Origin of the sequence: Halarcobacter sp. (assembly GCF_963675975.1) — a bacterium.
Taxonomy (GTDB): Bacteria; Campylobacterota; Campylobacteria; order Campylobacterales; family Arcobacteraceae; genus Halarcobacter.
Genome location: NZ_OY780939.1, coordinates 2,063,198 through 2,090,058, shown reverse-complemented (window position 1 = coordinate 2,090,058; position 26,861 = coordinate 2,063,198). Strand labels below are relative to the sequence as shown.

24 protein-coding genes and 2 tRNA genes are annotated in these 26,861 nt (G+C 26.5%); 8 read left to right on the top strand and 18 right to left on the bottom strand.

Annotated elements, in window-relative coordinates; genetic code table 11:
• Positions 1 to 376 precede the first annotated feature (376 nt).
• On the top strand, positions 377 to 1,414 hold the full coding sequence (gene selD / locus ACKU3H_RS10195) for a selenide, water dikinase SelD (RefSeq protein WP_320033747.1): 1,038 nt from the start codon (positions 377 to 379) through the stop codon (positions 1,412 to 1,414).
• A 1-nt stretch (position 1,415) separates the two neighbouring features.
• On the opposite strand, the gene ACKU3H_RS10190 is transcribed toward selD, so the two are convergent.
• Positions 1,416 to 1,515 (bottom strand) — tRNA-Sec (locus tag ACKU3H_RS10190).
• A gap of 53 nt (positions 1,516 to 1,568) precedes the next feature.
• On the opposite strand from ACKU3H_RS10190, the gene selA reads away from it, so the two are divergent.
• Positions 1,569 to 2,918 carry an L-seryl-tRNA(Sec) selenium transferase gene (gene selA / locus ACKU3H_RS10185; RefSeq protein ID WP_320033746.1) on the top strand — a complete coding sequence of 450 codons (1,350 nt, stop codon included), beginning with the start codon at positions 1,569 to 1,571 and terminating at the stop codon, positions 2,916 to 2,918.
• Positions 2,911 to 4,743, top strand: a complete 1,833-nt coding sequence (gene selB / locus ACKU3H_RS10180; RefSeq protein ID WP_320033745.1) for a selenocysteine-specific translation elongation factor — start codon at positions 2,911 to 2,913, stop codon at positions 4,741 to 4,743. The genes selA and selB overlap by 8 nt, the downstream gene beginning before the upstream one ends.
• Positions 4,744 to 4,763: 20 nt before the next feature.
• Here the strand turns inward: selB and ACKU3H_RS10175 are convergent, their stop codons facing one another.
• On the bottom strand, positions 4,764 to 6,098 hold the full coding sequence (locus ACKU3H_RS10175) for an SLC13 family permease (RefSeq protein WP_320033744.1): 1,335 nt from the start codon (positions 6,096 to 6,098) through the stop codon (positions 4,764 to 4,766).
• Positions 6,099 to 6,381: 283 nt separating this feature from the next.
• Here ACKU3H_RS10175 and ACKU3H_RS10170 point away from each other — a divergent pair, with 283 nt between their 5' ends.
• Positions 6,382 to 6,765 carry a PAS domain-containing protein gene (locus tag ACKU3H_RS10170; protein WP_320033743.1) on the top strand — a complete coding sequence of 128 codons (384 nt, stop codon included), beginning with the start codon at positions 6,382 to 6,384 and terminating at the stop codon, positions 6,763 to 6,765.
• Positions 6,766 to 6,776: 11 nt separating this feature from the next.
• Positions 6,777 to 8,027 carry a methyl-accepting chemotaxis protein gene (locus tag ACKU3H_RS10165; RefSeq protein ID WP_320033742.1) on the top strand — a complete coding sequence of 417 codons (1,251 nt, stop codon included), beginning with the start codon at positions 6,777 to 6,779 and terminating at the stop codon, positions 8,025 to 8,027.
• Between the two features lie 23 nt (positions 8,028 to 8,050).
• Here ACKU3H_RS10165 and mog read toward each other — a convergent pair whose 3' ends face one another.
• The 7 genes from mog to ACKU3H_RS10130 all read right to left on the bottom strand — a co-directional run bounded on the left by mog (position 8,051) and on the right by ACKU3H_RS10130 (position 15,335).
• On the bottom strand, positions 8,051 to 8,590 hold the full coding sequence (gene mog, locus ACKU3H_RS10160; protein WP_320033741.1) for a molybdopterin adenylyltransferase: 540 nt from the start codon (positions 8,588 to 8,590) through the stop codon (positions 8,051 to 8,053).
• Positions 8,587 to 9,099: a pimelyl-ACP methyl ester esterase BioV gene (gene bioV / locus ACKU3H_RS10155; protein ID WP_320033740.1), complete on the bottom strand. Its 513-nt coding sequence runs from the start codon at positions 9,097 to 9,099 to the stop codon at positions 8,587 to 8,589. The genes mog and bioV overlap by 4 nt, the downstream gene beginning before the upstream one ends.
• Entirely contained in the window at positions 9,089 to 10,555 is a 1,467-nt protein-coding gene (locus tag ACKU3H_RS10150; RefSeq protein WP_320033739.1) for an AAA family ATPase, read from the bottom strand. The genes bioV and ACKU3H_RS10150 overlap by 11 nt, the downstream gene beginning before the upstream one ends.
• Positions 10,536 to 11,804, bottom strand: a complete 1,269-nt coding sequence (gene mtaB, locus ACKU3H_RS10145; RefSeq protein ID WP_320033738.1) for a tRNA (N(6)-L-threonylcarbamoyladenosine(37)-C(2))-methylthiotransferase MtaB — start codon at positions 11,802 to 11,804, stop codon at positions 10,536 to 10,538. Before mtaB ends, ACKU3H_RS10150 begins: the two co-directional genes overlap by 20 nt.
• 7 nt (positions 11,805 to 11,811) lie before the next feature.
• Positions 11,812 to 13,524, bottom strand: coding sequence for a mechanosensitive ion channel domain-containing protein (locus ACKU3H_RS10140; RefSeq protein ID WP_320033737.1), 1,713 nt, complete (start codon positions 13,522 to 13,524; stop codon positions 11,812 to 11,814).
• Positions 13,521 to 14,561 (bottom strand): 3-dehydroquinate synthase, encoded by a 1,041-nt coding sequence (aroB, locus tag ACKU3H_RS10135; RefSeq protein WP_320033736.1) that lies wholly within the window; start codon positions 14,559 to 14,561, stop codon positions 13,521 to 13,523. Before aroB ends, ACKU3H_RS10140 begins: the two co-directional genes overlap by 4 nt.
• A 132-nt stretch (positions 14,562 to 14,693) precedes the next feature.
• Entirely contained in the window at positions 14,694 to 15,335 is a 642-nt protein-coding gene (locus ACKU3H_RS10130; protein WP_320033735.1) for a thioredoxin domain-containing protein, read from the bottom strand.
• A 158-nt stretch (positions 15,336 to 15,493) separates the two neighbouring features.
• On the opposite strand from ACKU3H_RS10130, the gene ACKU3H_RS10125 reads away from it, so the two are divergent.
• The 3 genes from ACKU3H_RS10125 (at position 15,494) to ACKU3H_RS10115 (ending at position 16,947) form a co-directional block, all read left to right on the top strand.
• Positions 15,494 to 16,261, top strand: a complete 768-nt coding sequence (locus ACKU3H_RS10125; RefSeq protein ID WP_320033734.1) for a TSUP family transporter — start codon at positions 15,494 to 15,496, stop codon at positions 16,259 to 16,261.
• A 92-nt stretch (positions 16,262 to 16,353) separates the two neighbouring features.
• Complete coding sequence (locus ACKU3H_RS10120; RefSeq protein WP_320033733.1) at positions 16,354 to 16,491, top strand: hypothetical protein; 138 nt, start codon at positions 16,354 to 16,356, stop codon at positions 16,489 to 16,491.
• Between the two features lie 6 nt (positions 16,492 to 16,497).
• A complete protein-coding gene (locus tag ACKU3H_RS10115; RefSeq protein WP_320033732.1) occupies positions 16,498 to 16,947 on the top strand; it encodes a Fur family transcriptional regulator in 450 nt (149 codons plus the stop codon).
• Positions 16,948 to 16,954: 7 nt separating this feature from the next.
• On the opposite strand, the gene ACKU3H_RS10110 is transcribed toward ACKU3H_RS10115, so the two are convergent.
• From ACKU3H_RS10110 to ACKU3H_RS10070, 9 genes are all read right to left on the bottom strand, one after another.
• Positions 16,955 to 17,320, bottom strand: a complete 366-nt coding sequence (locus ACKU3H_RS10110; protein WP_320033731.1) for a diacylglycerol kinase — start codon at positions 17,318 to 17,320, stop codon at positions 16,955 to 16,957.
• Positions 17,304 to 17,999 (bottom strand): phosphatase PAP2 family protein, encoded by a 696-nt coding sequence (locus tag ACKU3H_RS10105; RefSeq protein WP_320033730.1) that lies wholly within the window; start codon positions 17,997 to 17,999, stop codon positions 17,304 to 17,306. The genes ACKU3H_RS10110 and ACKU3H_RS10105 overlap by 17 nt, the downstream gene beginning before the upstream one ends.
• Positions 17,980 to 19,590, bottom strand: a complete 1,611-nt coding sequence (locus ACKU3H_RS10100) for a phosphoethanolamine--lipid A transferase (RefSeq protein ID WP_320033729.1) — start codon at positions 19,588 to 19,590, stop codon at positions 17,980 to 17,982. The genes ACKU3H_RS10105 and ACKU3H_RS10100 overlap by 20 nt, the downstream gene beginning before the upstream one ends.
• Positions 19,591 to 19,599: 9 nt before the next feature.
• Complete coding sequence (locus ACKU3H_RS10095) at positions 19,600 to 21,504, bottom strand: LTA synthase family protein (RefSeq protein WP_320033728.1); 1,905 nt, start codon at positions 21,502 to 21,504, stop codon at positions 19,600 to 19,602.
• A 179-nt stretch (positions 21,505 to 21,683) separates the two neighbouring features.
• A tRNA-Glu gene (locus ACKU3H_RS10090) sits at positions 21,684 to 21,760 on the bottom strand.
• Between the two features lie 49 nt (positions 21,761 to 21,809).
• Positions 21,810 to 24,245, bottom strand: a complete 2,436-nt coding sequence (locus ACKU3H_RS10085) for a PAS domain-containing sensor histidine kinase (protein WP_320033727.1) — start codon at positions 24,243 to 24,245, stop codon at positions 21,810 to 21,812.
• 21 nt (positions 24,246 to 24,266) lie between these two features.
• Positions 24,267 to 25,049, bottom strand: a complete 783-nt coding sequence (locus ACKU3H_RS10080; RefSeq protein ID WP_320033726.1) for an ABC transporter substrate-binding protein — start codon at positions 25,047 to 25,049, stop codon at positions 24,267 to 24,269.
• Between the two features lie 106 nt (positions 25,050 to 25,155).
• Positions 25,156 to 26,091 (bottom strand): tetratricopeptide repeat protein, encoded by a 936-nt coding sequence (locus ACKU3H_RS10075; RefSeq protein ID WP_320033725.1) that lies wholly within the window; start codon positions 26,089 to 26,091, stop codon positions 25,156 to 25,158.
• Complete coding sequence (locus tag ACKU3H_RS10070) at positions 26,084 to 26,860, bottom strand: hypothetical protein (protein ID WP_320033724.1); 777 nt, start codon at positions 26,858 to 26,860, stop codon at positions 26,084 to 26,086. The genes ACKU3H_RS10075 and ACKU3H_RS10070 overlap by 8 nt, the downstream gene beginning before the upstream one ends.
• Between the last annotated feature and the right edge of the window lies 1 nt (position 26,861).

Genomic DNA, 26,861 nt, shown 5'->3' with positions numbered 1-26,861 from the left:
CATAAAATTCATGCATATGAAAATGTCCAACCTAATCCTTAGGTTATGCTTTAATATTTTAAGTACTATAATAAATTACAAATAATATTTAACTTAAATAGTAAAATATTATTTACTATTATTATACTTCTTAATTTTTCCCACAAATTCAATTTTTATTAGCTTTATTTCAAAAGTTAATATTTAGTTTAATTATTTCAAAATCTTATTTTTTTTTAAAAATTATCAAATAGTAAACAAAAACTTACTATTAAAGTTAATCTCTATTTAACTAATTTAAATGTAAAATTTATATAGATGAACCTATGGTATAGGTGTACATAAAAGTCTTACTTACTAAACTTATACTTGTACTCCTCCATAAATTAGGATAATTATGAATAATGATGAATATAAACTAACAAAATTTGTCCAAGCTGCTGGTTGAGCTGCAAAATTAGGTCCGGGAGATCTAAAACAAACTATTAGCAACTTAGTACCATGCGATGACAGAGTTCTTGTTGGATTTGATACAAGTGATGACGCTTGTGTTTATAAATTAAATGATGATGAAGCGTTAGTTCAAACACTTGATTTTATAACGCCAGTTGTGGATGACCCATATATTTATGGGAAAATAGCTGCTGCAAACTCTCTTTCTGATATATTTGCAATGGGTGCAGAAGTAAAAACTGCACTAAATATTGTAGGCTTTGACAGAAAAAATCATGAGAGAGAAGCTTTAGGAGAAATCCTAAGAGGTGGAAATGAAAAGATAAAAGAGTGTGGTGGATTATTAATGGGCGGTCACACAATTGAAGCACCTGAAATGTTTTATGGACTTTCAGTTACGGGTATGATTCATCCAGATAAAATATATAAAAATAATACAGCAAAAATAGGTCATGTATTAGTATTGACAAAACCATTAGGAATGGGAATATTAACAACTGCTATTAAAAGAGATTTAATTAGTGAGTCAACCAAAAATGAAGCAATAAAAGTGATGGAAACATTAAACTATCTTCCATCAAAAATATTAAGAGAATATGATGTTAGTTCTTGTACTGATATTACAGGTTTTGGTCTTTTAGGACATGCACTTGAATCTACATCAGATATAACATCTTTTGCAATACATTGTGGAATAGTTCCTGTTATGAAAGATGCCCAAGAATTTGCAGACCAAGGTGTAGTTCCAGGAGGAACAAAAAGAAATATGAAATATTTAGAAGATAAAACAACTATTATGTGCCCTACTTCTAAATGTTATCAAATGTATTGTGATGCACAAACTTCAGGTGGTCTATTGATTGCTATGGATAAAAATGATGCTAAAGAGTATATTAAAAAAGTTGAAGATTTAACTTTTGGTTATGCTACTATTATTGGAGAAGTTATACCTAGAGGAGTTACACCTCTTATAGTTTATTAATTGGCGAGAAGGCGTAGGAATTGAACCTACCGAGGCGTTTGTCATCAAAGCCTCCGATCAGGGTTGAAGCCTGCGGTGCCCACCAGGGTCACATGCCCTCCAATTAGAATGAAATTTTACAATAAAAATATTAAAAAACTCTGAAAGGGTAAAAATGGTTTTACTTAAGTCTATTCCTAAAATAGATAAATTTGTCTCAAATACAGCATTTGATAATTATTCAAAAGCACTTATAACTTCCATTTCAAAAGATGTAATTAATAAATTAAGAGAAGATATTTTAAATAAAAAAGTTGACTCAATTGATGAAGAAAAACTAATTGAGAAAGTAAAAAATAAATATAAAAACATCACCTCTTCCTCTTTACAAAAAGTTATAAATGCAACGGGAGTAATTATTCATACAAATTTAGGAAGAAGCTTAATTGATAAAGATGCCTTTGAGAGAGTAAAAGATATAGCAACTTCATACAACAATTTAGAATATGATTTAAAAGAAGGTAAAAGGGGTGAACGTTATTCACATATTTCTAAAATAGCCCAAGAACTTTTAGCTTGTGAAGATGTACTTATTGTAAATAACAATGCAAGTGCTGTTTTTTTGATATTAAACACTTTTGCTAAAAACAAAGAAGTAGTTGTAAGCAGAGGTGAACTTGTAGAGATTGGTGGAAGTTTTAGAATTCCAGATGTTATGAATAGTAGTGGTGCAATATTAAAAGAGATTGGAACTACAAATAAAACCCATGAAAAAGATTATCAAAATGCTATCAATGAAAACACTTCAATATTAATGAAGGTTCATAAATCAAACTATACAATTGAAGGTTTTAGCAAAGAAGTGGAGTTTGACAAGATTGTAGAAATAGCAAATGAAAACAAATTGATAGACTATTATGATATGGGAAGTGGACATATTGTTGACTTGCCTTATGGACTGCAAGATAAAGAACCATCAGTGTTAGACTATATGAAATACAAACCTTCATTGTTGAGTTTTTCAGGGGATAAACTTTTAGGTTCTGTTCAAGCTGGAATTATAGTAGGAAAAAAGAAATATATTGATGAATTAAAAAAGAATCAATTATTAAGAATGTTAAGGGTAGATAAACTTACTTTAGCATTATTAGAAGATAGTATGAAATCTCTTTTACTAAATCAAAAAGAGAATATTCCAACTATGAAAATGCTTTTTAAAACACAAGATGAACTAAAACAAAAAGCTCAAGAATTAAAACAGATGATAGATAAATATTGTGATTGTAATATCTTAGAAACACAAACAGTAATTGGTGGAGGAACAACACCAAATAAAAAAATTCCATCAATAGCTTTAAATATAAATTTTAAAGACTATAAACCAAATAAAATCGAAAAATTATTTAGAAGTAAAAATATTATTGGAAGAATTGAAGATGAAAAATTCTTATTGGACTTGAGAACAATTCAAGATGATGAACTAAACATTATTAAACTAAAAATTGAAGAGATTATAAATGAGTAATTATATTATAGGAACTTGTGGACATATTGACCATGGAAAAACTGCTTTAATAAAAGCATTAAATGGTTATGAAGGGGATAGTACAAAAGAGGAAAAACAAAGAGGTATTACTATTGATTTGAGTTTTTCTAATATGAGTAAAGGTGAAAAAAATGTTGCTTTTATAGATGTTCCAGGACATGAAAAACTAGTAAAAAATATGATTGCCGGAGCTTTTAGTTTTGATTGTGTAATGATAGTTGTTAGTGCAACTGAAAAGATTATGCCACAAACAATAGAACACTTAGAGATATTAAATCTTTTGGGTGTAAAAAATGCCATCTTAACAGTTACCAAAAAAGATTTAGTAGAAGAGAATCAACTAGAAAATATTATACAAGAGATTGAAGAGTATGTTAAGAGTTTTGATTTTAATCTTCTTTTTTCTACTGCTGTTTCTATATATGATAAAAAATCTATTGAAGAGTTAAAAGATAAACTTTTTGCCTTGGATGCAAATACAAAAATCGAAGAAAACTTTTTTAGATATTATGTAGATAGAATATTTTCTTTACAAGGAGCAGGTACAATTGTAACTGGTACCACACTTGGGAAACCAATATCTTTAAATGACAAAGTATTTATTTGTGATATAAAAAGGGAAGCTAGAGTAAAAAAACTTCAAGTTCATGGACAAGAGGTAGAAACTTCTAATATCTCAAATAGAACAGCAATTAATCTATCAGGTATAAAAAAAGAAGATATACAAAGAGGTTTTTTAATTTCAAAAAAAGGATATTTAAGAGGTTTTAACACAATTAATATCTCTTTTAATAGTTTAAAAACAAAAAAATTAAAACATAATACAAATTATTCAATTTTTATAGGCTCTAAAAAAGTTGAAGCTAAGGTATTACTATTTAATAGTCAAGATGAATTAGAATCTGGATTTGCAACACTAAAACTAAAAGATGATATATTTTCAATATACAATGAAAAACTAATAATAAGACAAGGAAATATTACAATAGCAGGAGCAGTTGTTTTAAATCCAATTGTTGACCCTATGAAAAAAACACAAAAATTAGAACTTCTTGAAGCACTTAAGAAGCAAAATATTGAAGAAGCCTATGAAATATTAATAAAAGCTCATAAAAAAGGGTTAGGACTTATCTCTTCAGCACAGAGATTTGCTTTAAGTCATGAAAAAGCTTTAGAGTATGCAAAAAATATTGAAGATGTTTTTATTGATGAAAAAGCACTTGTAATTTATCCTTCTTCAACAAAAGAGATTATAAAAGAGTTTATTCTAAATATCTATAATAAAAATCAGTTTGCCCTACTTTCTAATCAATCAATTTCTTTAAGATTAAAATGGGCAAGTGAAAGTTTTATACAAATAGTTTTAGATGAACTTGAATGTGAAGGTTTTTTAATAAAAGAAAAAAACCTATATAAAAACCCAAATATTACAACAAATATAAAAGAATCACTTGAAACTCTAATTTTAAAAAGATTTGAAAATGAGAATATCACTCCTACAGCTCCATACAATATATATGATGAGATGGATTTAGATAGAAAAACTGGAGATGATATTTTAAAATCTTTATGTTCAAAGAAAGTACTAATAAGACTTCAACATAATATATTTATCCATGCTCAAAGCCTTACAAATATTGTAAATGAGATGAAAAATATTATAAAAAATGATGGATATATAAATCTTAAAAATTTAAAAGAAAAATATCCTATTAGTAGAAAATATCTTATTAGCTACTTGGATTATTTAGATACTTTATCAGAGATAAAAAAAGAAGAAGATAAAAGAGTATTTGCTAGATAAAACTAACAAATACCTCTTTTTTATAAAGCATATTGCCAATAAACTAAAGCAATAGTTGTAATACAAATAATTCCTAATATATTAAACATAATTCCAAATTTAGCCATATCTTTTACTTTTACAGCTCCACTACTCATTGCAATTGCATTTGGAGGAGTTGCAATAGGCAACATAAATGCATAAGAAGCACAAATTGTAGCTACAAGTAATATAAGTGTAGTATCTATATTTGTTACTTGACTTAAAGAATAGATAATAGGTAAAGCAATAGAGATTAATGCTGTATTAGATGTAATTTCTGTAGTAAAAGTGATTAATGATGCAACTAACAAAATTAATATTAATACAGGTAAGTTAGTTAATTCTAAAAGATAATTTGCGATCTCTTGTGCAAGACCTGTTGAAGAGAAAGCTGCTGCAATGGAAAAACCTGCACCAAATAAAAAGATTATCTCATAAGGAATTTTTTTCATATCATCCCATTCTAGAAAACCAATTTTAGGAACTAACATTAAAAGTCCATAACTTAATAATATCCCTTTTTCATTTAAACCTAAACCTGAATAAAATGGTTCAATTTTTGAATTAACAAAAAGTAAAACTACTAAAGAACCTAAGATATACAGTAATCTTCTTTGATCACTTGTTAAATCCTCTTTATGAGACAACTCAGTATCAAACTTAATATCATTTACTCCAAAAGATAAAAATAAAGGGATAATTAACAACATCACCAATGCTAATGGTCCTGTTAAAAATATCCATTTCACAAAAGGTATTGCTTCAAGAGAGTGTTGATCCATAAAACCTAATAAAATTAAATTAGGAGGTGTACCAATTGGGGTAACGATTCCACCAATACTTGCACCATAAGCAATAGCTAAAACCAATCTCATTTTTAATTTTACATTATCTGTTAAAAACATTGCAATGGGAATCAACAATAAAGCTGTTGTAGTGTTTGAAATAAGTGAACTTAAAAAAGCTGAAGTTATCGCAAGTGAAAAAAGTATTCCCCTTGGTGTATTTGGAAACAAGGTTAATAGTTTATTTGAAATATACTTATGCAACTCAGTTTTTTGTGTAGCAATTGCAATTATAAAACCACCTAAGAATAGGAAAATGATAGATTTTGAATAATTTATTGTCGTAGCATTAGTACTTAAAATATCAAAACTAGGAAAAAGTATAATAGGTAGTAAAGATACAACACCTATAGGTAAAGCCTCATTTGTCCATAAGGTAACTAGAAATACAATTATTGCTAAAAGAATTGAATGTTGGGTATTAAATGCAAAACTTGCTAAAAAATAAGCTCCCAAAGTCAAAACAATAGTAATTAAATATTTTTTCATAATATCGCCTTTTTTATTATTAGGATATTATAATAAGTAAAAAACCTTAAATAAAAGTAGCTTTTATTTAATTTGTAGAACTAATGATAAAAAATAATTACTTTTTTACTCTCATAGATAATTCTTTCTAAAACTTACATCAAATTTACACTATTTAAATTTTTTATATTAAAAAGAATTAATTACATTAAATAAAGGTAAAATAATTTTAACATTTATTTTTAAATTTAATAAAAGCTTAAAAATTATATTCTAAATTATTAAATTCTCAAAAGGAATTATTATGAATGCTGAAATTAAATTAGACAAAAAAACAATGATTGTATCTGAAACTGATGCAAAAGGTATTATTGTATATGCAAATGAAGATTTTTGCAAAATTTCTGGCTACACAAAAGATGAACTCATAGGAAATCCACACAATATGGTTAGGCATGAAGATATGCCAAAGGCAGCCTTTAAAGATTTATGGGAAACTGTACAAAGTGGCAATGTTTGGAAAGGTATAGTTAAAAATAAAACAAAAAAAGGCGATTATTATTGGGTAAATGCAACTGCTTATCCATCAGTAGATGCCAAAGGAAACAAAAGATACATCTCTGTAAGAGTAAAGCCTACTGATAAAGAGATTGAAAAAGCTATTTCACTTTATAAAACACTAAAATAAAAGGATCTCTTATGTTTTTCTCAAATAAGAAAAAAAATAAACATATACTAGAAGCTTTGGAAACAATTGATGTATATATAAAAAATGAAGTTAATTCAATAGATGAGATTATTGAACAAGATTTAGATAAAGATACAAAAACAGTTATTAATACAATAAAAAGTCTCTCTAAATTAATTGAGAGTAAACAAACAGAAGATTTAACCTTATATGGTGAAATTATGTTATCTACGGAAAAACTATCTGATGGATATACAGATGACAGAATTAGCATAACTACTTCAAATGAAAAACTAAATTATATATCAAAATCCATTAATGTTATGTCAGATAAGATTGATAAAAATGTAACAGAGATTTGTAATATACTTCAAGAATATAGTAAACAAAACTATCTAAAAAGTATTGATGAAAATCTATTTAAAGGTGGGAAATTAAAAGATTTATCAAGGGGGATAAATTTTTTGCAAAATGAGATTACTAACAATCTAAAAACTTCTTATAAAACATCTATGTTATTGAAAGAGGAATCAAACTTATTATTAGAAAACTCTTCATCTCTTTTTGAATCTACTTCAAATCAAGCTGTAGCAATTGAAGAGACTTCAGCAGCTATTGAAGAGATAACAAAAACCGTATCAATAAATACAAAAACTGCTAAAACCATGTCAGAACAAGGTCATATGGTAAAAGATTCTATTAATAAAGGTTTAAATTTAGCATCAAAAACAGTTCATGCAATGAATGATATAAATGAGTCAACAAATGCAGTAAAAGAAGCAACAAATATTATTGACCAAATTGCTTTTCAAACAAATATATTATCTCTTAATGCAGCAGTTGAAGCAGCAACTGCTGGAGAAGCAGGAAAAGGATTTTCTGTAGTTGCCCAAGAGGTTAGAAATCTTGCATCAAGAAGTGCTGAAGCTGCTAAAAAGATCAAAGAGATAGTTGAATCCTCAACATTAAAAGCAAATGAAGGTAAAACAATTGCGGATGGAATGATAAAAGGATATGAAGAATTAAATGAAAATATAAGTAAAACAACTGAACTTATTGAAAAGGTTGTAGATGCCTCACAAGAGCAGGAACATAGTATAAATCTAATAAATAGTTCAGTAACACAAATAGATATGCTAACACAAAAAAATGCTTCAGTAGCACAAAATGTTAAAGATATCTCACTTCAAATGAATAAAGTAGCAAATATAAATGTAGAAATGGTTTGTAAAGCAGAATTTGTAGGAAAACATGAAAAGTAATACTCAAGATTAAATCTTAAGTATTATTTCTTTTTAGGTCTAAATGCTTTAATAACCTCTTCATCAGTTTCTAAAAATGGTCCTTCCATTAAATCTATACAATATGGAATTGCTGGAAAAACTGCATCTAAACACTCTCTAATTGATTTTGGTTTTCCTGGAAGATTTACTATTAAAGAACTTCCTCTAAGACCTGCTGTTTGTCTTGAAAGAATTGCAGTTGGAACAAACTTTAATGATTCAGCTCTCATAAGTTCTCCAAAACCTGGCATCATTCTATCGCATACATTTTCTGTTGCCTCTGGTGTTACATCTCTTTTAGCTGGACCAGTTCCACCAGTTGTAACAACTAGACAACACTTTTCATTATCAACTAAATCAATCATTGTATCTTCGATAGTTTTTTGATCATCTTCAATACATCTATAAACTGGTTGCCAAGGAGATTTTAGATAATCATTCATAGTATCTTCAATAGCTTTTCCTGAAATATCCTCATAAATTCCTTTACTAGCTCTATCACTAGCAGTTATAATACCTATTTTAGCTATATTATCACTCATAATATGTGTCCTTTGTCTTTTATATAATATACAGTTGCAAACTCTTTAAAAAAATCTTTTGCACTTTCATGGTCAATTATTTTATCTTTTCCTCCAAGATAAACCTCAAGTTTAATCCCTCTATCAACTAATTCTTGTAATCTATCTTTATCCCAAGTATAGTTTAATAATTCATCTAATTGTGATTCTAAACCTTCATCTAAATACTTGTACATATTTGTATTTTCAGGAAAACTTACGTTTTCTAGAAAATTTTTTATATAAGTATCTTTATCTTTTTTAAAAGAGATTAATTGTAGTTTTTTAATTTTTGTATTCATTGTCTGAAAAAAAGCCGGAGAAAAAAGTTGTAAAGTATCAACTCTTTTGTTATTTGAATAAACTTCTTCAAAAGCTTTTATAGCTCCATAAGAAAAACCAGCTACACAAAAATCTCCATCAAGTAGATATTCTTTAAATAACTCTTCCTCATTTTTTAAACAAAAACCTGAAAAATATTTAAATGTCATCTTCTGCAATTACCTCATTTTTTAACATAATCTCTTTTAACTTTGTTATTTGTGTAGAGTTTTCTGAAAGCTCTGAACGCAATGAATTACTAACATCTTCTATTAGAGAATCAATATCTTTAGCCATTTTATATTCATCTACAATCTGTTTTGCAAGGTTATAAGCTTTTTCTAAATCTTGCTTATTTACTGCATATTTTTGTTTTTTTATAACCTCTACACCAATAGTTCCAGAAAGATATCTTTTGATATTTTCTAGAAGTTCAGTATATGATGGGTAAATAGAATCAATAATTGTAACTTTTTCATCAAAAAGTGTAACTTTTGATTTTGTTATAAAAGCTTTACTTGCTTGGTAAATACTTAATATCTCTTTTTGCTCTTCATTTAGGATTTGAGTCTCTTTTTTCCCAAATTCTAATTTATTTTTTGCTAATTCAATATCAATATCTTGAAGAGTTTTTGATTCTCTTTTTATCATATTTAATAAAGCTTCATTTATCAAAGTAGCTAAAGCAGCAGAACTAAAACCTGAAGTTTGTTGAGCTAAAGTATCTAAATCAAACTCATAATGTTTTGCTTTTAAATAAAGTTCCAATATCTTTTTTCTATCTTCAATATTTGGAAGATTTAAAAATACTCTTCTATCAAATCTACCTGCTCTAAGTAATGCTTCATCTAAAACTTCTATTTTATTTGTAGCTGCAATAACAATAACACCAGAATCACCTTCAAAACCATCCATTTGAGTTAGAAGTTCATTTAAAGTTGATTCTCTCTCGTCATTTGTTTTACCGCCTCTTTTTTTACCAATTGCGTCAATTTCATCTATAAATACAATTGCAGGAGCTGAAGCTTTTGCTTTCATAAAAAGTTCACGTACCTTTTTTGCACCCATTCCCACATAAATTTGAACAAAACTTGCACCACTTTGATAAAAAAATGGAACATCAGCTTCCCCCGCAACTGCCCTTGCAATAAGAGTTTTACCAACACCTGGAGGTCCAACTAAAAGTACACCTTTTGGAAGTTTAACTCCATGGTTTAAATATTTACTTGGGTCATTTAAAAATTCAACTACCTCTTCTAATTCCCCTTTAACTTCACTAATACCTGCAATATCTTTAAATGTAATATTAGAATTAACTGCAACAATATTAGAATTAAGCTCTTCTGTTTTATCTTGAGCAGTTGATAATTCAGAAGAAAATGATTGTGTATTATTTTTTGAATTTATTTTTAAAAACTTTTGAATATTTTTTTGTTTAAATCTTGCAAAAATAGCAAATGCAAGTAAAAAAAGTAGAAATATTATTCCAAAATAATATGAGTTTGTTTGTATATGGTCACTACTTTTATAAAGTGTATATAAAAATAATACTAATAAAACAATTGCTGATAAGCCCATAAGCTTCATATTTTTATCAAGTGCGTTTTTATTTGAATTCTGCGACATTTTTATCTCTCTTTGCTTCATACTCCTCTAAAAATATCCAATCTCCAACTAAATCAGCACTACTTTTAACCTCAATTTGATTAAAATATTGATCTAGTCCAGTGTAAATACCATCTTTATAAGATTCAATTAAAATTTCTAAAGGTTGAGTATTGTTTTTTCTGAAGTTATAGTTTTTTTCATCTATTATGCTTACTAATTCATTGTATCTTAATTTAGCAATATCTCCCCTAACTTCACCTTTCATTGTTGCACTAGGAGTTCCATCTCTTTTTGAATAAGTAAAAGCATGAACATGAGTTAGAGGAAATCTATGTAGATTCTCAACTGCTTCTTTCCAAAGTTCATCTGTTTCACCTGGATGTCCAACAATAAAGTCTGTACCTAAAGCATATCCATTTTCCCTTAAAAATTCAAAAAGTTCAAGGTCAGATAAAACTTTATTTCTTCTGTTCATTATTTTTAACATCTCTTTTGAAGTGTGTTGAAGTGCAATATGAAGATGTTTTGCCATAAATGGCTCATTTATAATCTCTTTAAACTCATCATCAATTTGTATAGGCTCAACAGAACCAAGTCTTATTCTTCTAACACCTTTTATCATTGAGATTTTTTTAAGTAATTTAGCTAAAGAGGTGTGCTGCTTTTTTCCATAACTTCCAACATTTGTTCCTGTTAGAATAAACTCTCCAAAACCATTTGAAGCTAAAGTTGTGATTTGTTCTAGGATTTTATCCTCTTTATAACTTCTTGCATCACCTCTTACATAAGGAATAATACAATATGAACATCTAAAATCACAACCCTCTTGGATTTTAATAAAAGCTCTACTTTTACCAATAAACTCCTCAACGATTGTATCATCAATATGTTCTAAATCTCCTGCATCAAAAAATCTCTCCTCTTTTTGAAGAAGTTCATTAATATGCTCTTTCTCACTGTGTCCAAATAAAGAATCAATTTTATCTTCTTTGAAAAGGTTTTCCCCTTTTGTCCAAACTCCACATCCTGTAAAAACTACCCTTGGTGGTTTATCAAATCTATTTAAAGAGTTAATATAACCCCTAGCTGTACTATCTGCACTGTTTGTTACTGTACAAGAGTTTATAACTACTATATCTGCTTCTTTTTCATCTTGAGTTACTTCAAAATCTTTTAGATTACTCATCATAACTTGAGTATCGAACAAGTTTGTTCTACACCCAAATGTTTTAAAAAATACTTTTTGTTTATTTGTTGAAAACTGCATAAATCCCTTAAACCTCTGGTAAATCTTCTGGAGGAGTTCTTAAATTCTGTGCCCCCTGCCCCAAATTAACTGTTTGAGTTGGGTAAGCAATTGTAATATCATCCTCTTTCATAAATGCTTCTAAAATCTCAGGTGACATTGTACTTCTTAAAACTAAAGCTGCGTATGAATTTGTCAAGTACCATGAAGATATAACTATTCCATAAGGTTCAACAAAAGTATAAACTCTTGGCTCAACTCCTGTAGCTCTTAATTGATACTTATTTCTCATCTTTGAAAGTTGTTTTCTAGTTATATCTGTATAACCTTTAGAGTAATGTTTTAATATCTCTTTTGCAATATGTTGAGCTTTTTTATAATTTGAATCAAAGGTAATAGTAATATCAATACCATCCCAAACTGTTCTTAATCCAGAGTGTGTATAGTTTGCTATCATTTCTGAGAAAATATAGTTATTTGGAATAAAGAAAATTCTTCCTGTTCTTCTGTTTACTGTATATGAAGTTAAAGTGATATCTTCTCTAATAGTTATTTTAAATAAAGATATATCAAGAACATCCCCTACAACTTGTTGTCCATCTCGTGTTACTTTTATTCTATCTCCCACATGAATAGAACCTGAAGTTACAATTACAAGCCATCCAAATATTGACATAAACCAATCTTTTAATGCGATAGCAATCCCGGCAGATGCGAATCCTAGGATTGTTACTATGTATGAAACATTGTCAATATAAGAAAAAAGTACTACTATTAAAACAAAAAATACTAAAGTAAAATTTATCACTTTATTTGTCATATAAAAATTTTCATTTTGTGAATAGTATTTTTTAAGTGCCATTTTTATTAAAAGTGTAACTATAAAGAAAACTACAATAATTACAGCAATATTAAATATCTTTTCTATTTGAACTGAGATTTGAGATTTTGTTTCAAGAATAACTTGTTCTATTTTTCTTGTATAAACCTCTTCTGTAGTAGAAACAATCTCTAAAACCATAGTGAAGTCTCTTTTTTCTTTGTCTAAAAAGTTTATCTCTTCTTTGTATTCAGTTTTAGGGTCTGTGTTGTAAAGTTCTAAATAAGCATATAACTTTTCTTCAATTAAATTTGTTGCTTCCCTTACCCCTTTTTCAACTGATAAAAACTCTCTTTTATTGTTTTCAAGTTTTTTAATATATGAAAGAGCATTGATGATTCCAAAAGGATTTGATATTTGTTCATAATTGTCAATCTCAGGTGGATTGATTAATGAACCAATAGGTGAACCTTTATATTCAGAGATAAGCTCTAGCTCATTTTCTTTAATTCTTATTTTATTTGTTAGGTGATGAATTTGTTCTTCTGTTTTATTACTTATTTTATTTGCACTTTTTTTAAGATCAGCTAACTCATCAGTAATTTTAATATATGCATTATAGTTACTATATCTTTTTAATAAAATGTTATCTTTTAATTTCTCATCAATTGTTGCAATAGTAGCTTTAAGCTCTTCAATTTTTTTCTCTTTTGCTAGTCTTTTTTCCTCTTCGATTCTTTGCTTCTCTTCAGCTTCAAGTCTAGCTTTTTCCTCTTCTTGTTTTAACTCTTCGATTTTTTCAATATCTTTTAAGTTATTTGAAACAATATGCTTTTCATCAACTATCTGCTTCTCTTGTGCCGCAAAAAGATTTATGCTTATAATTGAGGCAAACAAAAATATTTTTAGAATATTTTTCACTTTTGGAAACCTTTAAGTACTTCTATAACATCACTTTTTGAAATTCTATCTGTAATTTCACACTCACCAATACCTTGCGGAACAATAAATTTTATTTTATTATCTAATGATTTTTTATCTAAGAAAAAATGCTCATAAAAATCTTCTACATCTTTTATCTCATAGTCTGTAGGAATATTGTATTTTTCAAGAAGTAGTTTTACTCTAGAGGCTTCATCTTCAGTCATATTCCCAATTTTTACAGCTAAGTTATTTGCCATAACCATACCAATACCTACAGCTTCACCATGTAAATATGTATTATAATTTGTTTCATTTTCAATAACATGACCAAAGGTATGTCCATAATTTAAAGCAGCTCTTAAACCTTTTTCTTTTTCATCTTGTGAAACTACCCATGCTTTTGTTTCAACTGATTTTGCAATAGCTATTTTGATATTTTCATCTTCATTTAAATCATTGTTTTCTAGCCATTCAAAAAAGTCTTTATTGAAAGTAACGGCCATCTTAACTATCTCTGCAACTCCTGCACCAAACTCTCTTTTTGGTAAAGTAGTTAAAAAATAAGGGTCAATATAAACTGCTATTGGCTGATGAAAAGCACCTACAAGATTTTTTCCATATTTATTGTTTATTCCAGTTTTTCCACCAACACTCGCATCTACTTGAGAAAGAAGTGTAGTTGGAATTTGTACAAAATCAATACCTCTTTGGTATATTGATGCAGCAAAACCAGTCATATCTCCTATTACTCCACCACCAAAAGCTATTAAAAGAGAACTTCTATTTAACTTTTGTTCAAAACAGTGGTCTAAAATAGTGTCAATAGTTGACATATTTTTATACTCTTCCCCGTCAGGGATAGTTACAATACTTAACTCTTTTGCAAAAATATGTTTTTTTAAATAATCTAAATGAAATCCACTTATTGTTGGATTTGTTACAACAACAACTTTTCTATCAAAACTTAATTGTTTTAAATTGTCAATTGTTATATCGTATGAGGTTTTATCTGGTAAAGTTATGTTAACAATCATTAAATTTCCGTATATTATAGTTTACTAGATAATATCTTTTTTTTCTTGAAAAAGTACTGAGTTTAAGGCAGTTGTTAGAAGTTTATAAATTAATTTCAATATGAAGAGAAACTTAAAAGTTCCTCTTATATTTTAAAGATGAGAATCTATTAATTTAACTAAATTATCCCATCCAAAATCTACTAATGGTTCCCCATTTACAAAATAAGATGGAGTTTTATCAATTTTTAAAGTTTTAGTATCTTCAATATCTTGTTTAATTATGTCATTTGCTTTAGTAGAATTCATAAATTCTCCTAGTAATTCCATATCTAAACCTTCTACATTTGCCAAAATACTCCATAATTTTTGAGGATTTACAACATGATGCTCAACCCATGAACTTTGTGTTTTAAACATAAATTCTAAAGTTTCTTCAAATAATCCTTGTTCTCTTGCACCTTCAAGCATTTTTACTGCATAATTTGCATTTTTATGAAAAGGGGCATATCTTAAAACTAATTGAATATCACCTTTTTTATCTTCCATAAGTTTTTTAACTTTCGGATAAAAATAAGCACAAGCTCCACAAGCTGGGTCAAAAAATTCTACTAATTGTACTTTTGCATCTTTATTTCCTATAACTAAAGAATAAGGTCTTTTAAGTGTTTGGGCTTGTTCTTTTGTCATCTTAACTTTGTTTTCACTTTGTAAATTCTTGTAATAAGCTCCTCCTGCAAAAAAAGCTACAAGTAAAATTACTATTGAAAAAACAACCATTTTTTTATTTTGCATATCTACTCCAAATTAAAATTTTTAGATTTTATCTAATCAATGTGTAGTTTATATGTATTACTAATATATAAAATTATAATTAGTTATATTAAATATACAAAACAATAAACTTTTTTTTACCATTAGTGATATAATTACCACTTTTAAAGGATAAAGAGATGGAATTTCTTGATAATATTACAACTAATTGGATTATTATTTTTATTTTAACAGGATTTATAGCTGGATATATTGATTCTATTGCTGGTGGTGGTGGGATGATACAAGTTCCAGTATTACTTTATAGTGGTATTCCTCCTGTTTTCGTTTTAGCTGCAAATAAATCAGCTGGAATGTTTGGTGCACTTATGGCAACAATAAAATACGCAGCTAGTAAAAAAGTAAATTGGAAAGTTGTTTCAATAGCAATTATACCTTGTCTTCTTGCATCATATTTAGGAAGTTCACTTGTTATGTATCTACCTCAAGAATTAATCCATTGGGCAATATTATTATCTATTGCTATTGCAATGATTAGTTTGTTTAAAAAAAGTAAAACAATAAAAGAAGAAAATATAAAACTAACTAAAAAAAGTATTATATTAAGTACTGCACCTATTGGGTTTTATGATGGAATTTTAGGACCAGGTACAGGAACTTATCTTACAATCTCTATGAAGAAATTTTTAAATTTAGATTTTCTAGTTTCAACTGCTTCAACTAAGCCTTTAAATTTTGCTACAAATTTTGGTTCTGTAGTTGCATTCTTTTTTGCAGGAAAAATTTTATGGCTAGTTGCAATACCTATGGGAATTGCCAATATTTGTGGTTCTTATGTGGGAAGTCATTATGCAATAAAAGGTGGAGAAGCTTTTATAAAAAAAGTTTTAATAACTGTTTTAGTAGCTATGTTATTTGCAAATATCTATAAAATGATATTTCAATAGGAACAATACTTGCATTAAGAGAATTATATAGTGTTAAACTTTTATATGCTTATTAAGTTTTCGCTTGTATAATTTTAATTAAAGGCTAAAAGATGTCAATAAATGACAAAAATAATAGTTTTGAAGCTTCAATGTTTTATAAAATGAATATGAGAATAAACAAAGGGTTACCTTATATTTACTCAGCTACTCTTTTAGTTTCTTTGACAATTATATACATAGGAAAATAATTAAAAATGACAAAAAAAGAAGAAAAAAAGTTTGAACACTTTTTGGATGAATTTAAAACTTTAGTTACAAGAAAAGGTTTTAAAAATACTATTCAAAAAGATTGTATTCTAAAAATCTTGTATTTTAGTAATGAGCATCTAAGTGCAGAAGAGATTACTAAAAAAGTTCAAAAAGATTTTGACTTAGATATTGGTATTGCTACAGTTTATAGAAGTTTAAACTTCTTTGAGCAAATGAATATTGTAGAATCTTTAGATGTTGGAGATAACACAAAAAGATTTGAATTTAAACAAGAGCAACATCATGACCACATGATTTGTACAAACTGCCACAGTATAATTGAATTTGCAGATGATTTTATTGAATTAAATCAAATCAAAATTGCAGAAAAAAATGGTTTTGTTTTAGAAGACCATATTATGACTATTTATGGACTTTGCGAAAATTGTCAATAGACAATTTTCACTGAAAAAAGATTACATAAAATATACTAAGCCAAGTAACTACAAAAACAATAATACTAAAAAAAACAATTGCACTTCCTACATCTTTAGCTCGTTTTGCCATAATATGATGCTCTAATGTTACTAAATCAACAGTTCTTTCTATTGCACTGTTTATTGTTTCTGCAATTAACATTCCAAATAAACTAATAAACATAAGAAGTTTATTTACTAAAGTTGTATCAATAAAGATCAAAACTGGCAACAATAAAACTACAATTATCAATTCTATTTTAAATGATGTTTCTGTTTTTAGTAAATCAACAATCCCATTTAGTGCATAACTTGTATTTTTAAAAAAATTGTATTTAGGCTGATTTCTCAAAAAAATTCCTTTTTATAAATTTTGCTATTAATAATATCTCTAACCATGCAATTAACATGGTTATTATAGTATGACTCAAAAAATGGTCACCTATAATCATTTTGTATAATCCCATTGACCACGCTAAACCAATGGCAAAACTTAATGCTAAAACTTGATTTTTTCTTCTCTTAAAAAGAAAAAACAATGACATTAAAGCAAATCCACCACTTGCATGACCTGCTGGCCAACATCGTATTTTACCATATTGAATAAAATCTTTTGGATAAGAATCAAATACTTTTATATCAGGATAATTTCCCCCAAAGTATTCAATGTTTTTTGGACATGGAGTATTTGTAACATTTTTTAGACTAATGATAGTAAAAGGAACCACAATAGATGATAAAACGATTATAATTAATCCAAATCTATATTTTCTAATTATTTGTTTTTTCCAAAAAAATATTAATACAATTAGTATACAAAAAGCAAAAATAATTAGACTTTTTTTCAATCCTGAATATAATAAAAACTCACTAATTGGTTCATTTCTATCCCATATCCAAGTATTATTAGTAAAATTGAAAAAAAACTTTTGAACATAAATATCAGCATCTGTTATCTGAAAAAATACTAATACAAAAACCAAAAGCAAAAAACTAATAAGAATTTGAATATTAATCGATTTTTGCGTCATTTAATATATCCATATCTTTATTATACACTTTTGCTTCAACTTCAAATAATCCTAAAAGAGTATGGAAAAGATTATCATGCGAAAAACTTTTATTTGAATAACTTTTAAGTTTTTCCACATCTAAATCTTCTCTAATATCGCCCTTTCCTAACCATATAAATGAAGCAATATGCTTTTGATTATCAGGAGCAATTAAATATGGCATACCATGTAGATATAAACCATTTTCCCCTAAACTTTCCCCATGATCACTCATATATAACATAGCAGTTTCATAATTTTTTGAATAAGGTTTTAAGAAGTTTATCACTTTTGATAAAAAGTAATCTGTGTATAAAATTGCATTGTCATAAGTATTACTCACCTCTTCTTGGGTACATTTTTCTAACTCATTTGTTTTACAAACTGGTGTAAATTTTTCAAACTCTTTTGGATATCGTTTATAATAAGCCGGACCATGATTTCCCATTTGATGTAATACTATAAATATATCCTTACCTTTGTTTTCTTTTATATACTTATCTAATCCTACTAACATACCTTCATCACGACACTCTTCATCGCAGATTGTATTATTTTCTGGTATTTTATAATCTTGATAATCAACTCTTAAAGCTACACCTTTTGAATCTGAATTATTATCTCTCCAAAGTATTTTAACCCCTTTTGTATCATTTAAGACATCAAGTACATTTTCAGTTGATATACCTTTGTTATAAGTATAATCATCTTTTGTATAAAAAGAGAACATACAAGGAACTGAAACAGCGGTTGATGTACCACAAGAATACATATTAGAAAAATTTACAATATCTTCTTTTTCTAAAAGTGGATTAGTTTGTTTCTCATAACCATTTAAAGAAAATCTATCTGCTCTTGCTGCTTCTCCCACAACTAAAATTATTAGTTCTTTTTTATCTACTTCACCAAAAGGTGGAACAATATTGGCATCATCTCCAATAATTTTAAATTTTGTAATATCAGGAGATACTGCTTCAGCTATATAATTACCTACACTATAAACCCAATATGTAGGATTCATATAAAATCTTAAAGATTTATGTTCCCTAAAAAAAGATGCATAAAACTTACTAAAACTAAATATTATTACAATAATTATAAAAAGAGAAAAAAGTAATACTTTAAGCTTTTTTATTAGCTCTTTTTTTCTATCTTCATATTTAATATTTGATTTATAAACTAAAAAAGATGGAACTATCCCTAAAAAAATCACATACAAAACTAATTTTAAACTAAATAAATCCATAGACTCATTAAGATTAGTTTGAAGTGTATTTCTTATCATTTCACTATCAATTACTACATTATATGTATCCATAAAATATGCCACAAAAGATGAAACCATAAAAATTAAAATCAAAAATATTTTTGTAGAGAATCTGCTACTAACAAGTGTAAATAAAAATATATTTAAAAAAACAAATACTACAAAAACAGATATAAAATATATAATATTCAATCCAACTAAATCATATACTTTAAAAAACTCTTTTATAAAAGAAAAATTATAAAATACTGCAAAAAATAAAACACTAAATGTGATTAATCTATATTGTGTTATCTCTCTCATCTTGCTTCTTTATTTAAATAATCTATTTTCATAAACATGATTTAATACAATAATAAAAGCTAAAAGATCTTTTTCAAGTTCAGTATCATTTGAAGTTTTTACTAAATGCTTATTTTTATAAAGAAAGCTTAGAGGTTTTGTATTTGGTCTTAAAACTGCAACTTTATCATCAACTCTTAAAGCATATCTATCATTGAACTGCATAAGATTCAAGTTTTGTTTTTTATCACTAAATATAGAGTGTCCCATAATTGAATTTTGAGTTTCAATTCCTGCTAAATCTAATACAGTAGCTAATAAATCTGGTTGCGTTGCTAACTTCTCATAAGTTTGAGGTTTTATTCCATCTGCTAAAATTAATCCAGGGATTTGGAACATATCAACAGGAACTATATCTTCACCATAAACTCTTACATTATGATCAGCAGCTATAAGAAATATAGTATCTTTATAATAATCCTCTTTTTTGGCTGATTTAATAAATTCACCAATTGCATAATCTGCATATTTAACTGCATTTTTTACACTCTTTTTTGCTTCACCTTTTACTAACTCTATTTTTCCATCTGGGAAATCAAATGGTGTATGATTTGAGGTAGAAAATATTACAGATACAAATTTTTGATTATCTTTATAAAGTTTTTTATACTCTTCATTTGCTTTTTTGACTACATCGCCATCACTTACACCCCAAGTTCCTACAAACTGTGGATTAGCAAACTTTTCTTGATCAATAATCTCATCAAAACCATTTCCTAAAAACCAAGATTTCATATTATCAAATCTACTTTCTCCACCATATATAAAAGATGAATGATATCCGTAAGGTTTAAGTAAAGAGGCAATTGTAGAAAAACCATTTTGAGCTTTATTTCTTTTTACCACACCTTTACCTGGAATTGAAAAAATACCTGAAGTAAGTCCTGCAATTCCCCTAACACTTCGTGTTCCATTTGAATATAACTGCTTAAATAAAATACCCTCATTTGCTAATGAATTGAAATTTGGAGTTATACCATCTTCTCCTCCAACTGCTTTAACAAACTGATATCCCATACTCTCTTGAATAAATATAACTATATTTTTTTTCTTTTCCTTTGAAAAATGTGTAGGCTCTTTTCTCTTTAAAACATATTTTGCATCACCTTGTTCTATTTTAAGTCTTTTTTCTACTCTTGTTATTGCCTCATCAATACTCATATTTCCATATCTTTTTTGAATATCTTTATTACTGTGTTTAAAAGAAGAATATAAGGCATAACCAATACTATAAATAGAGTTTTTACTTACTTCATTTAATATTCTGTTAGATGAATACATGGCATCAGAAATATTTGCAGGTCTATGTCCAAAAGATGAACGAATCCCTATAAACAGAACTATCAGCAAAGGTAAAAATAATAAAATTCTCTTAAAATAATTTATTTCAAATAATTCAACAAAACTATCTTTATATTTTTTAAGATATAAAAAACAAAAAGTTAAGATAATAGTAAATGCAATTAGAAGTTCAATCTTAAAGTCTGCAAAAATCATTGAAGAAACTTCTTTTGGATATTCAAGATATTCTATAAACAAATAGTTTGGTCTAGAATCATATTGTGCCATAAAAGGGAAAGTAGCAACTTCAATAAAAATTGCAAAAATAGAAAATACCAAAAAATAAATTTTTAATAATTTGTCTATAATATTACTAAAATATCTAGGCATAACTGTTAACATAAATGTTGGAATAATTAATATTATTGAAGCAACAATAGTATCCATTTTTAAGCCATATAAAAAGCTTAAATAGATATTTGAATCTGAATCAATAAAATGGTTAAAATAGCTAATAAACAATAGTAGTCGTCCTATAAAAAATATAGCTATTAATAAGAAATAATATTTTAAAAGTTTAAAAATAATATTCACTTGAAAGTTCCTTTATAAAATTTTAAAGGATTTTATTACAAGTAAATGAACTTTTTATGAATGAATTATGAAATTTTTTTCATAATTTATTTACCTTTTGTTAATTGTTTAATAATTAACAAATAAAGATAGTTAAGAGCAATATGAAGATAAAATAATATTTATGATAATAATGATTTTGGCGACCCCGAGAAGATTTGAACTTGCTGTCTTCAGGAGGAAATCCTGACGTCCTTGGCCACTAGACGACGGGGTCTTAAATTTGAGATTGAAATTATATAAAAAAGCTCTTTAAATATTGCTTTTTATTTGTTGTTTGGCACCTTTATAATAAAACATGCGCCTAAATACTGTTGATTGTCATATTCAAATTCTATATTTTTTACAGATAATTCCCCTTTCATATGATTTTTGATAATTTCTTCACACATATAAAGTCCTATTCCTGTACCTTTTGACTGGTGTTTTGTTGTAAAATATGGTTCAAAAACTCTATCAATTATATTCGCTGGAACTCCTCCTGCATTATCTTGAATTTTTATGTACACATATTCATCTTCTTTAAATACATCAATTAACAATAATTTATTTTTTATATTTAATAATTCAAAGGCATCTTTTGCATTATTTAAAATATTAATTAAAACTTGTATAAATTCATTTTTTACACCATAAACATCTAATTCTTCTAAATTTAAAACTATATTAATCTCTTGACTTTTAACTTTAATGCTTGATAAAGTCAAAGAGTCTTCAATAGCTGAATGAATATTAAATTTTTTGATATCTTTATCTGCTTTTAGAAAATTTCTAAAATCATCTATTGTTTTTGATAAATATTGGCATGATTCATTAATAAAAAGTAAAGATTCTATATCATCTTTTTCATCAGATATTCCCATATTCTTTTTAAGTACCATTCCTGTAGCAGCTGTAGATATAACTGATAAAGGTTGTCTCCACTGATGGGCAATATTACCTATCATTTCACCCATTGCTGCCATTTTTGATTGCTGATATAAAACATTATCTTTTTCTTTTAAAAGTTTTTCTTTTATCTTTTGCTCAGTAATATCACTAAACACTCCAATATAATTTAAAACTTCTTTATCTTTATCAAATATTGCATTAATAGTTAGCCATTCAGTAAACTCTTTTTCATTTTTATTTTTATTTACAATTTCACCTTCCCAATAGCCATATTTATTTATTTTTTTCCACATTTTATTATAAAAAACTTCGTCGTTAGAAGAAGACCTTAATATTTTTGTTTTTTTACCTATTACTTCTTCTTTTTTATAACCTGTAATTTTTTCAAAGGATTTATTTACATCAATTAATCTAGTCTCTTTATCAGTAATCATAATGCCATCTCTAGTATTGTTGAATACTGTATATGCCTGTTTTAATCTTTTTTCTCTTGATTTTCTTTCTGTTATATCAAAACCTATAACAACTATTATCTTTCCATTTTCAGTATCTAAAGATGATATTGTAACCTCAATAATTTTTTCATGTTTATTTTGGTCAAAAGCTACAACTTCTGTTTCTATCTTAGTTTCATCTATATTTTTTATAAAAAGTTTTATACTATTTCTTGAATCATCTATCCAACAATCCAAATCCCAAAAGTATCTTCCCCTTAATTGTGTATCTTTTTTTCCTAAAAAAGTTGAAGCTAAGTTATTTATATCAAAGATTTTTCCTGTTGAATCTAAAACAGCAGCTAAAAAGTGAGAATCTTGAAATAAAAATTTAAATTTTTCTTGTTCTTGAATTTGTAATTTATGTGTTTTAATTTCATCTTCTCTTTTTTTATTATATAAAAAGAAAAGAATCAATGTAATTAAAATACTTATTACTAAAATTGTAATAATTATAATAAAAAAACTATATTGTTTTTTATTCCAACTTAATAAACTTTTATCATAATCAAGCTTCACTAAAATACCAATAGGATAATCTTCAGTTAAGGTTGAAGTTAAAATATATTTTATTCCATCAATATTCTTAATATCAGTGTAAATATTTTTTTCAATGGTTTTGTTTAAAATATCAATTTCTTTTATTCGCTTACCTATAGATTTTGTATTATCTGAACTTAACAACAAAATTCCATCTAAACGAACCAATTCAAAAATTACACTACTTGAATCAATACTTGTAATAAAACTATTTATGAAATAATCACTATTCAAATTAATAATAATTGTATAATTTCCTTTTTTTGTCTTTATATTTTTTGATATAGGTATAAAAGACTTATCAATAAATTCAAAATCATCTTCATAATTGTATATATCATTACCACTAATAAAGTCTCTACCTGTCCATGGTGTAGATACTTTTAAAATATTTTCATCAAATAAAGTTTTAGGGAAAAAATTTTGTCTATTTATTATTACTCCAATATTATATATATTTGAACTATAAACTATTTTTTCATTTTTTAAAATATTTAAAGATCTAATTTGTGGGTAATTTATTTGAATATCTTCCAATCTTTTATTAATATCTATATTATTTAAATCAAATAATGAGTTAATATTTGTAATTGTTTGTTCAATATTATTAATATCTTGATTTAAACCTTTTGAAAAAGATTTTGCATTTAATTTTGAAATTGTTAAATAGTTATTTACAGCTTCTTCTTTTAAAATTGATAAAGAATACATTATACTACTTGTAATAATTAAAAAAGATATAAAGGCTCCAATAAAAAGTTTAATATTTAATTTCATAAAATTCTACTGCTTAGTTTCTTATTTTAATTTTGCAATTGGTAATAAACCATTTTTTTTAGCTAATTTTTTTAATCTACCGTCTTTTTTAATCTTACTAATAAATTTTTCTACTGCATTATAAAACTTATCATCACCATAATTCATAGCCCAAGCATAAGAAGTTAGATGATAAGTTTTTTTAGGAATAATTAATTTTGCCCAATCAGTTTTTGCCAACATTTTTTTACCATAAGGATAATCTGTCATAAAAACATCTGCTATTCCTGCTCTAACTTCATCTTCTCTTTGTTTAAAACCTTTTATAACCATTAGTTTTGCATTTTTTAATTTTTCTTTCATAATTGGTTCGTGGTATGTTCCTTTTGCAACGGCTACAACTACACCTTTTTTATCAATATCATCCCAACTCTTTACTTTCTTATTTGTTTTAGTAGTTACAGCATAAATATCACTTTCTAAATGAGGAGTTGTAAATCTAAGTTTTTCTCTTCTTTTTTCTGTATTACCAATGGCAAACATTGCAATATCACATCTATTTGTATTTACATCTTCAATTAAAGTAGGAAAAGAACTCTTTAAAAGTTTTAAATTTACATTTAAATCTTTTGCTAATTCAACTGCCAAATCACTATCAATTCCAGTTAATTTTTGTGTTCTAGAATCAATATATGAAATACCATAATATTGTGGCCAAATACATACTTTTAATTCATTATTAGATTTGATAATATCAAGTCTACTTTCACTTGCATATAAATTATTTATTAAAAAAAACATAAAAATAATAAATATTTTTTTCATTTTAAAACCTTTTTTTAATGTTATAATATTAATCTATTCTAAAGCTTAATATATAAAACTAATATATTACTATTCTAATATGATATTAATATATAAAATTATGAAGTTAGTAGAATTTGTGAGTTTCTAGAAAATTTTTAGATCTTTGATGACCTTGAGATTCAGCCATTTTCAACCAATATCTAGATTTTTCTAAATCTTTTGATACACCGTGCCCATTATAATAAAACAAACCTAAATAATACATAGATTTTAAATTATTTCGTTTTGCAGTTTTTTCGTATAGTTTAAACGCTTTTTCATAATCTTGTGAAACTCTGTTACCAATTCTATACATATCTGCAAGTTTTATTATTGCTGTTTTATAATCTTGTGCAGATGATTTTTCTAACCAATAAACAGCCTTTTCAAAATCTTTTTTTACCACATCACTTGCTATATACATCATTGCTAAATTATATTGGGCAACTTTATCTCCTGCTTTTGATGAGATTTGATACCAATAAAGCGCTTTTTGTTTGTCTTTTTTTACACCTTTACCGTAATAATACATTGAAGCTAAATTATTTTGTGCAATTATAACACCTTGATTTGCAGCTTTTTCATAATATTCAAAAGCTAATTCAAGATTTTCTTTTGTAGGATTTTTTTCATAAATTAAACCAAGATTTAATTGTGCTAAAGCATAACCTTGACTTGCAGATTGTTCATACCAATATTTTGCTTGAGTCAAGTCTTTTTGAACAATTTCACCCAAAAAATACATATGTGCTAGATTGTTTTGAGCTTCTTTATTACCATTTTTTGCAGCCATTTCATACCAAAAAAAAGCCAATTCTTTATTTTGCTCAAGTCCTAAACCTTTGTAGTTTAATAAACCAAGGTTATATTGAGCAAGTGCATTATCTTCTAATGCTAATTGATTTAATTGTTCTAAAGCAAGAGAATATTTTTTATTTTCAATATTTTGTATTGCTTCATCAATTAAATCAGCATAAAGATATAAGAATGTCAATAAAAAAACTGTTATTAATCTATTCATTTTCTGTAGTTATTCTATCCAATGTTTTATCAATATTATCATTTACTATATCATCTAATTCTTGAATTCTTTTATCTAATTCATTTTCTGTATCAATATTCTCTTGAGTATCTTCTAATGTATCATTTTGTTTTTCAAGAATATCATCATTTGAATCTTCTAAAGTAAAGACTACATCATCCGCTAAAATATCATCTTCAATTTCAGATAAAGATTTACTCGCTTCTCTTTGAGAAATAAATATATTTTCAATTAAATCATCTTGTGTTGGAGAATTTATAATACTTAGGTCAATCTTATCACATAAAACATCATTAATTGAGAGAAAACAACTATTCCAACTATCATTTAATCCTAATAAATAATCAATTCTTTCTAAAAGAAGATTATGTGAATCTTTTGATAGATATTCACTATCTTCTTCATCAAAATCTTTAACTCTTTTTATATTAATTTTAACTATAGATTTACCATCTTTCTCTTCAATTGATATATTCCAAATATCATTTGTAGTATATGCATAAAAAGGGAAATGACTTAGTTTTGTTTTTTGAACTTCTAAATTATTTCTATAAGAATCTATTCTAAACTGATCTTCTCCTAAAAGAATAAATACTTTTTTAGCTGCTTCAAATATTGCATCTTTTGAAATATCTTCATAAACTTTTGTTGTTGTATTTTTTTCCAATTCTGAGATATTCATATTTTTTGTAGTTGAACTACAACCTATAAAAATAAAAAATATAAAAATATAAAAATATTTAATCATA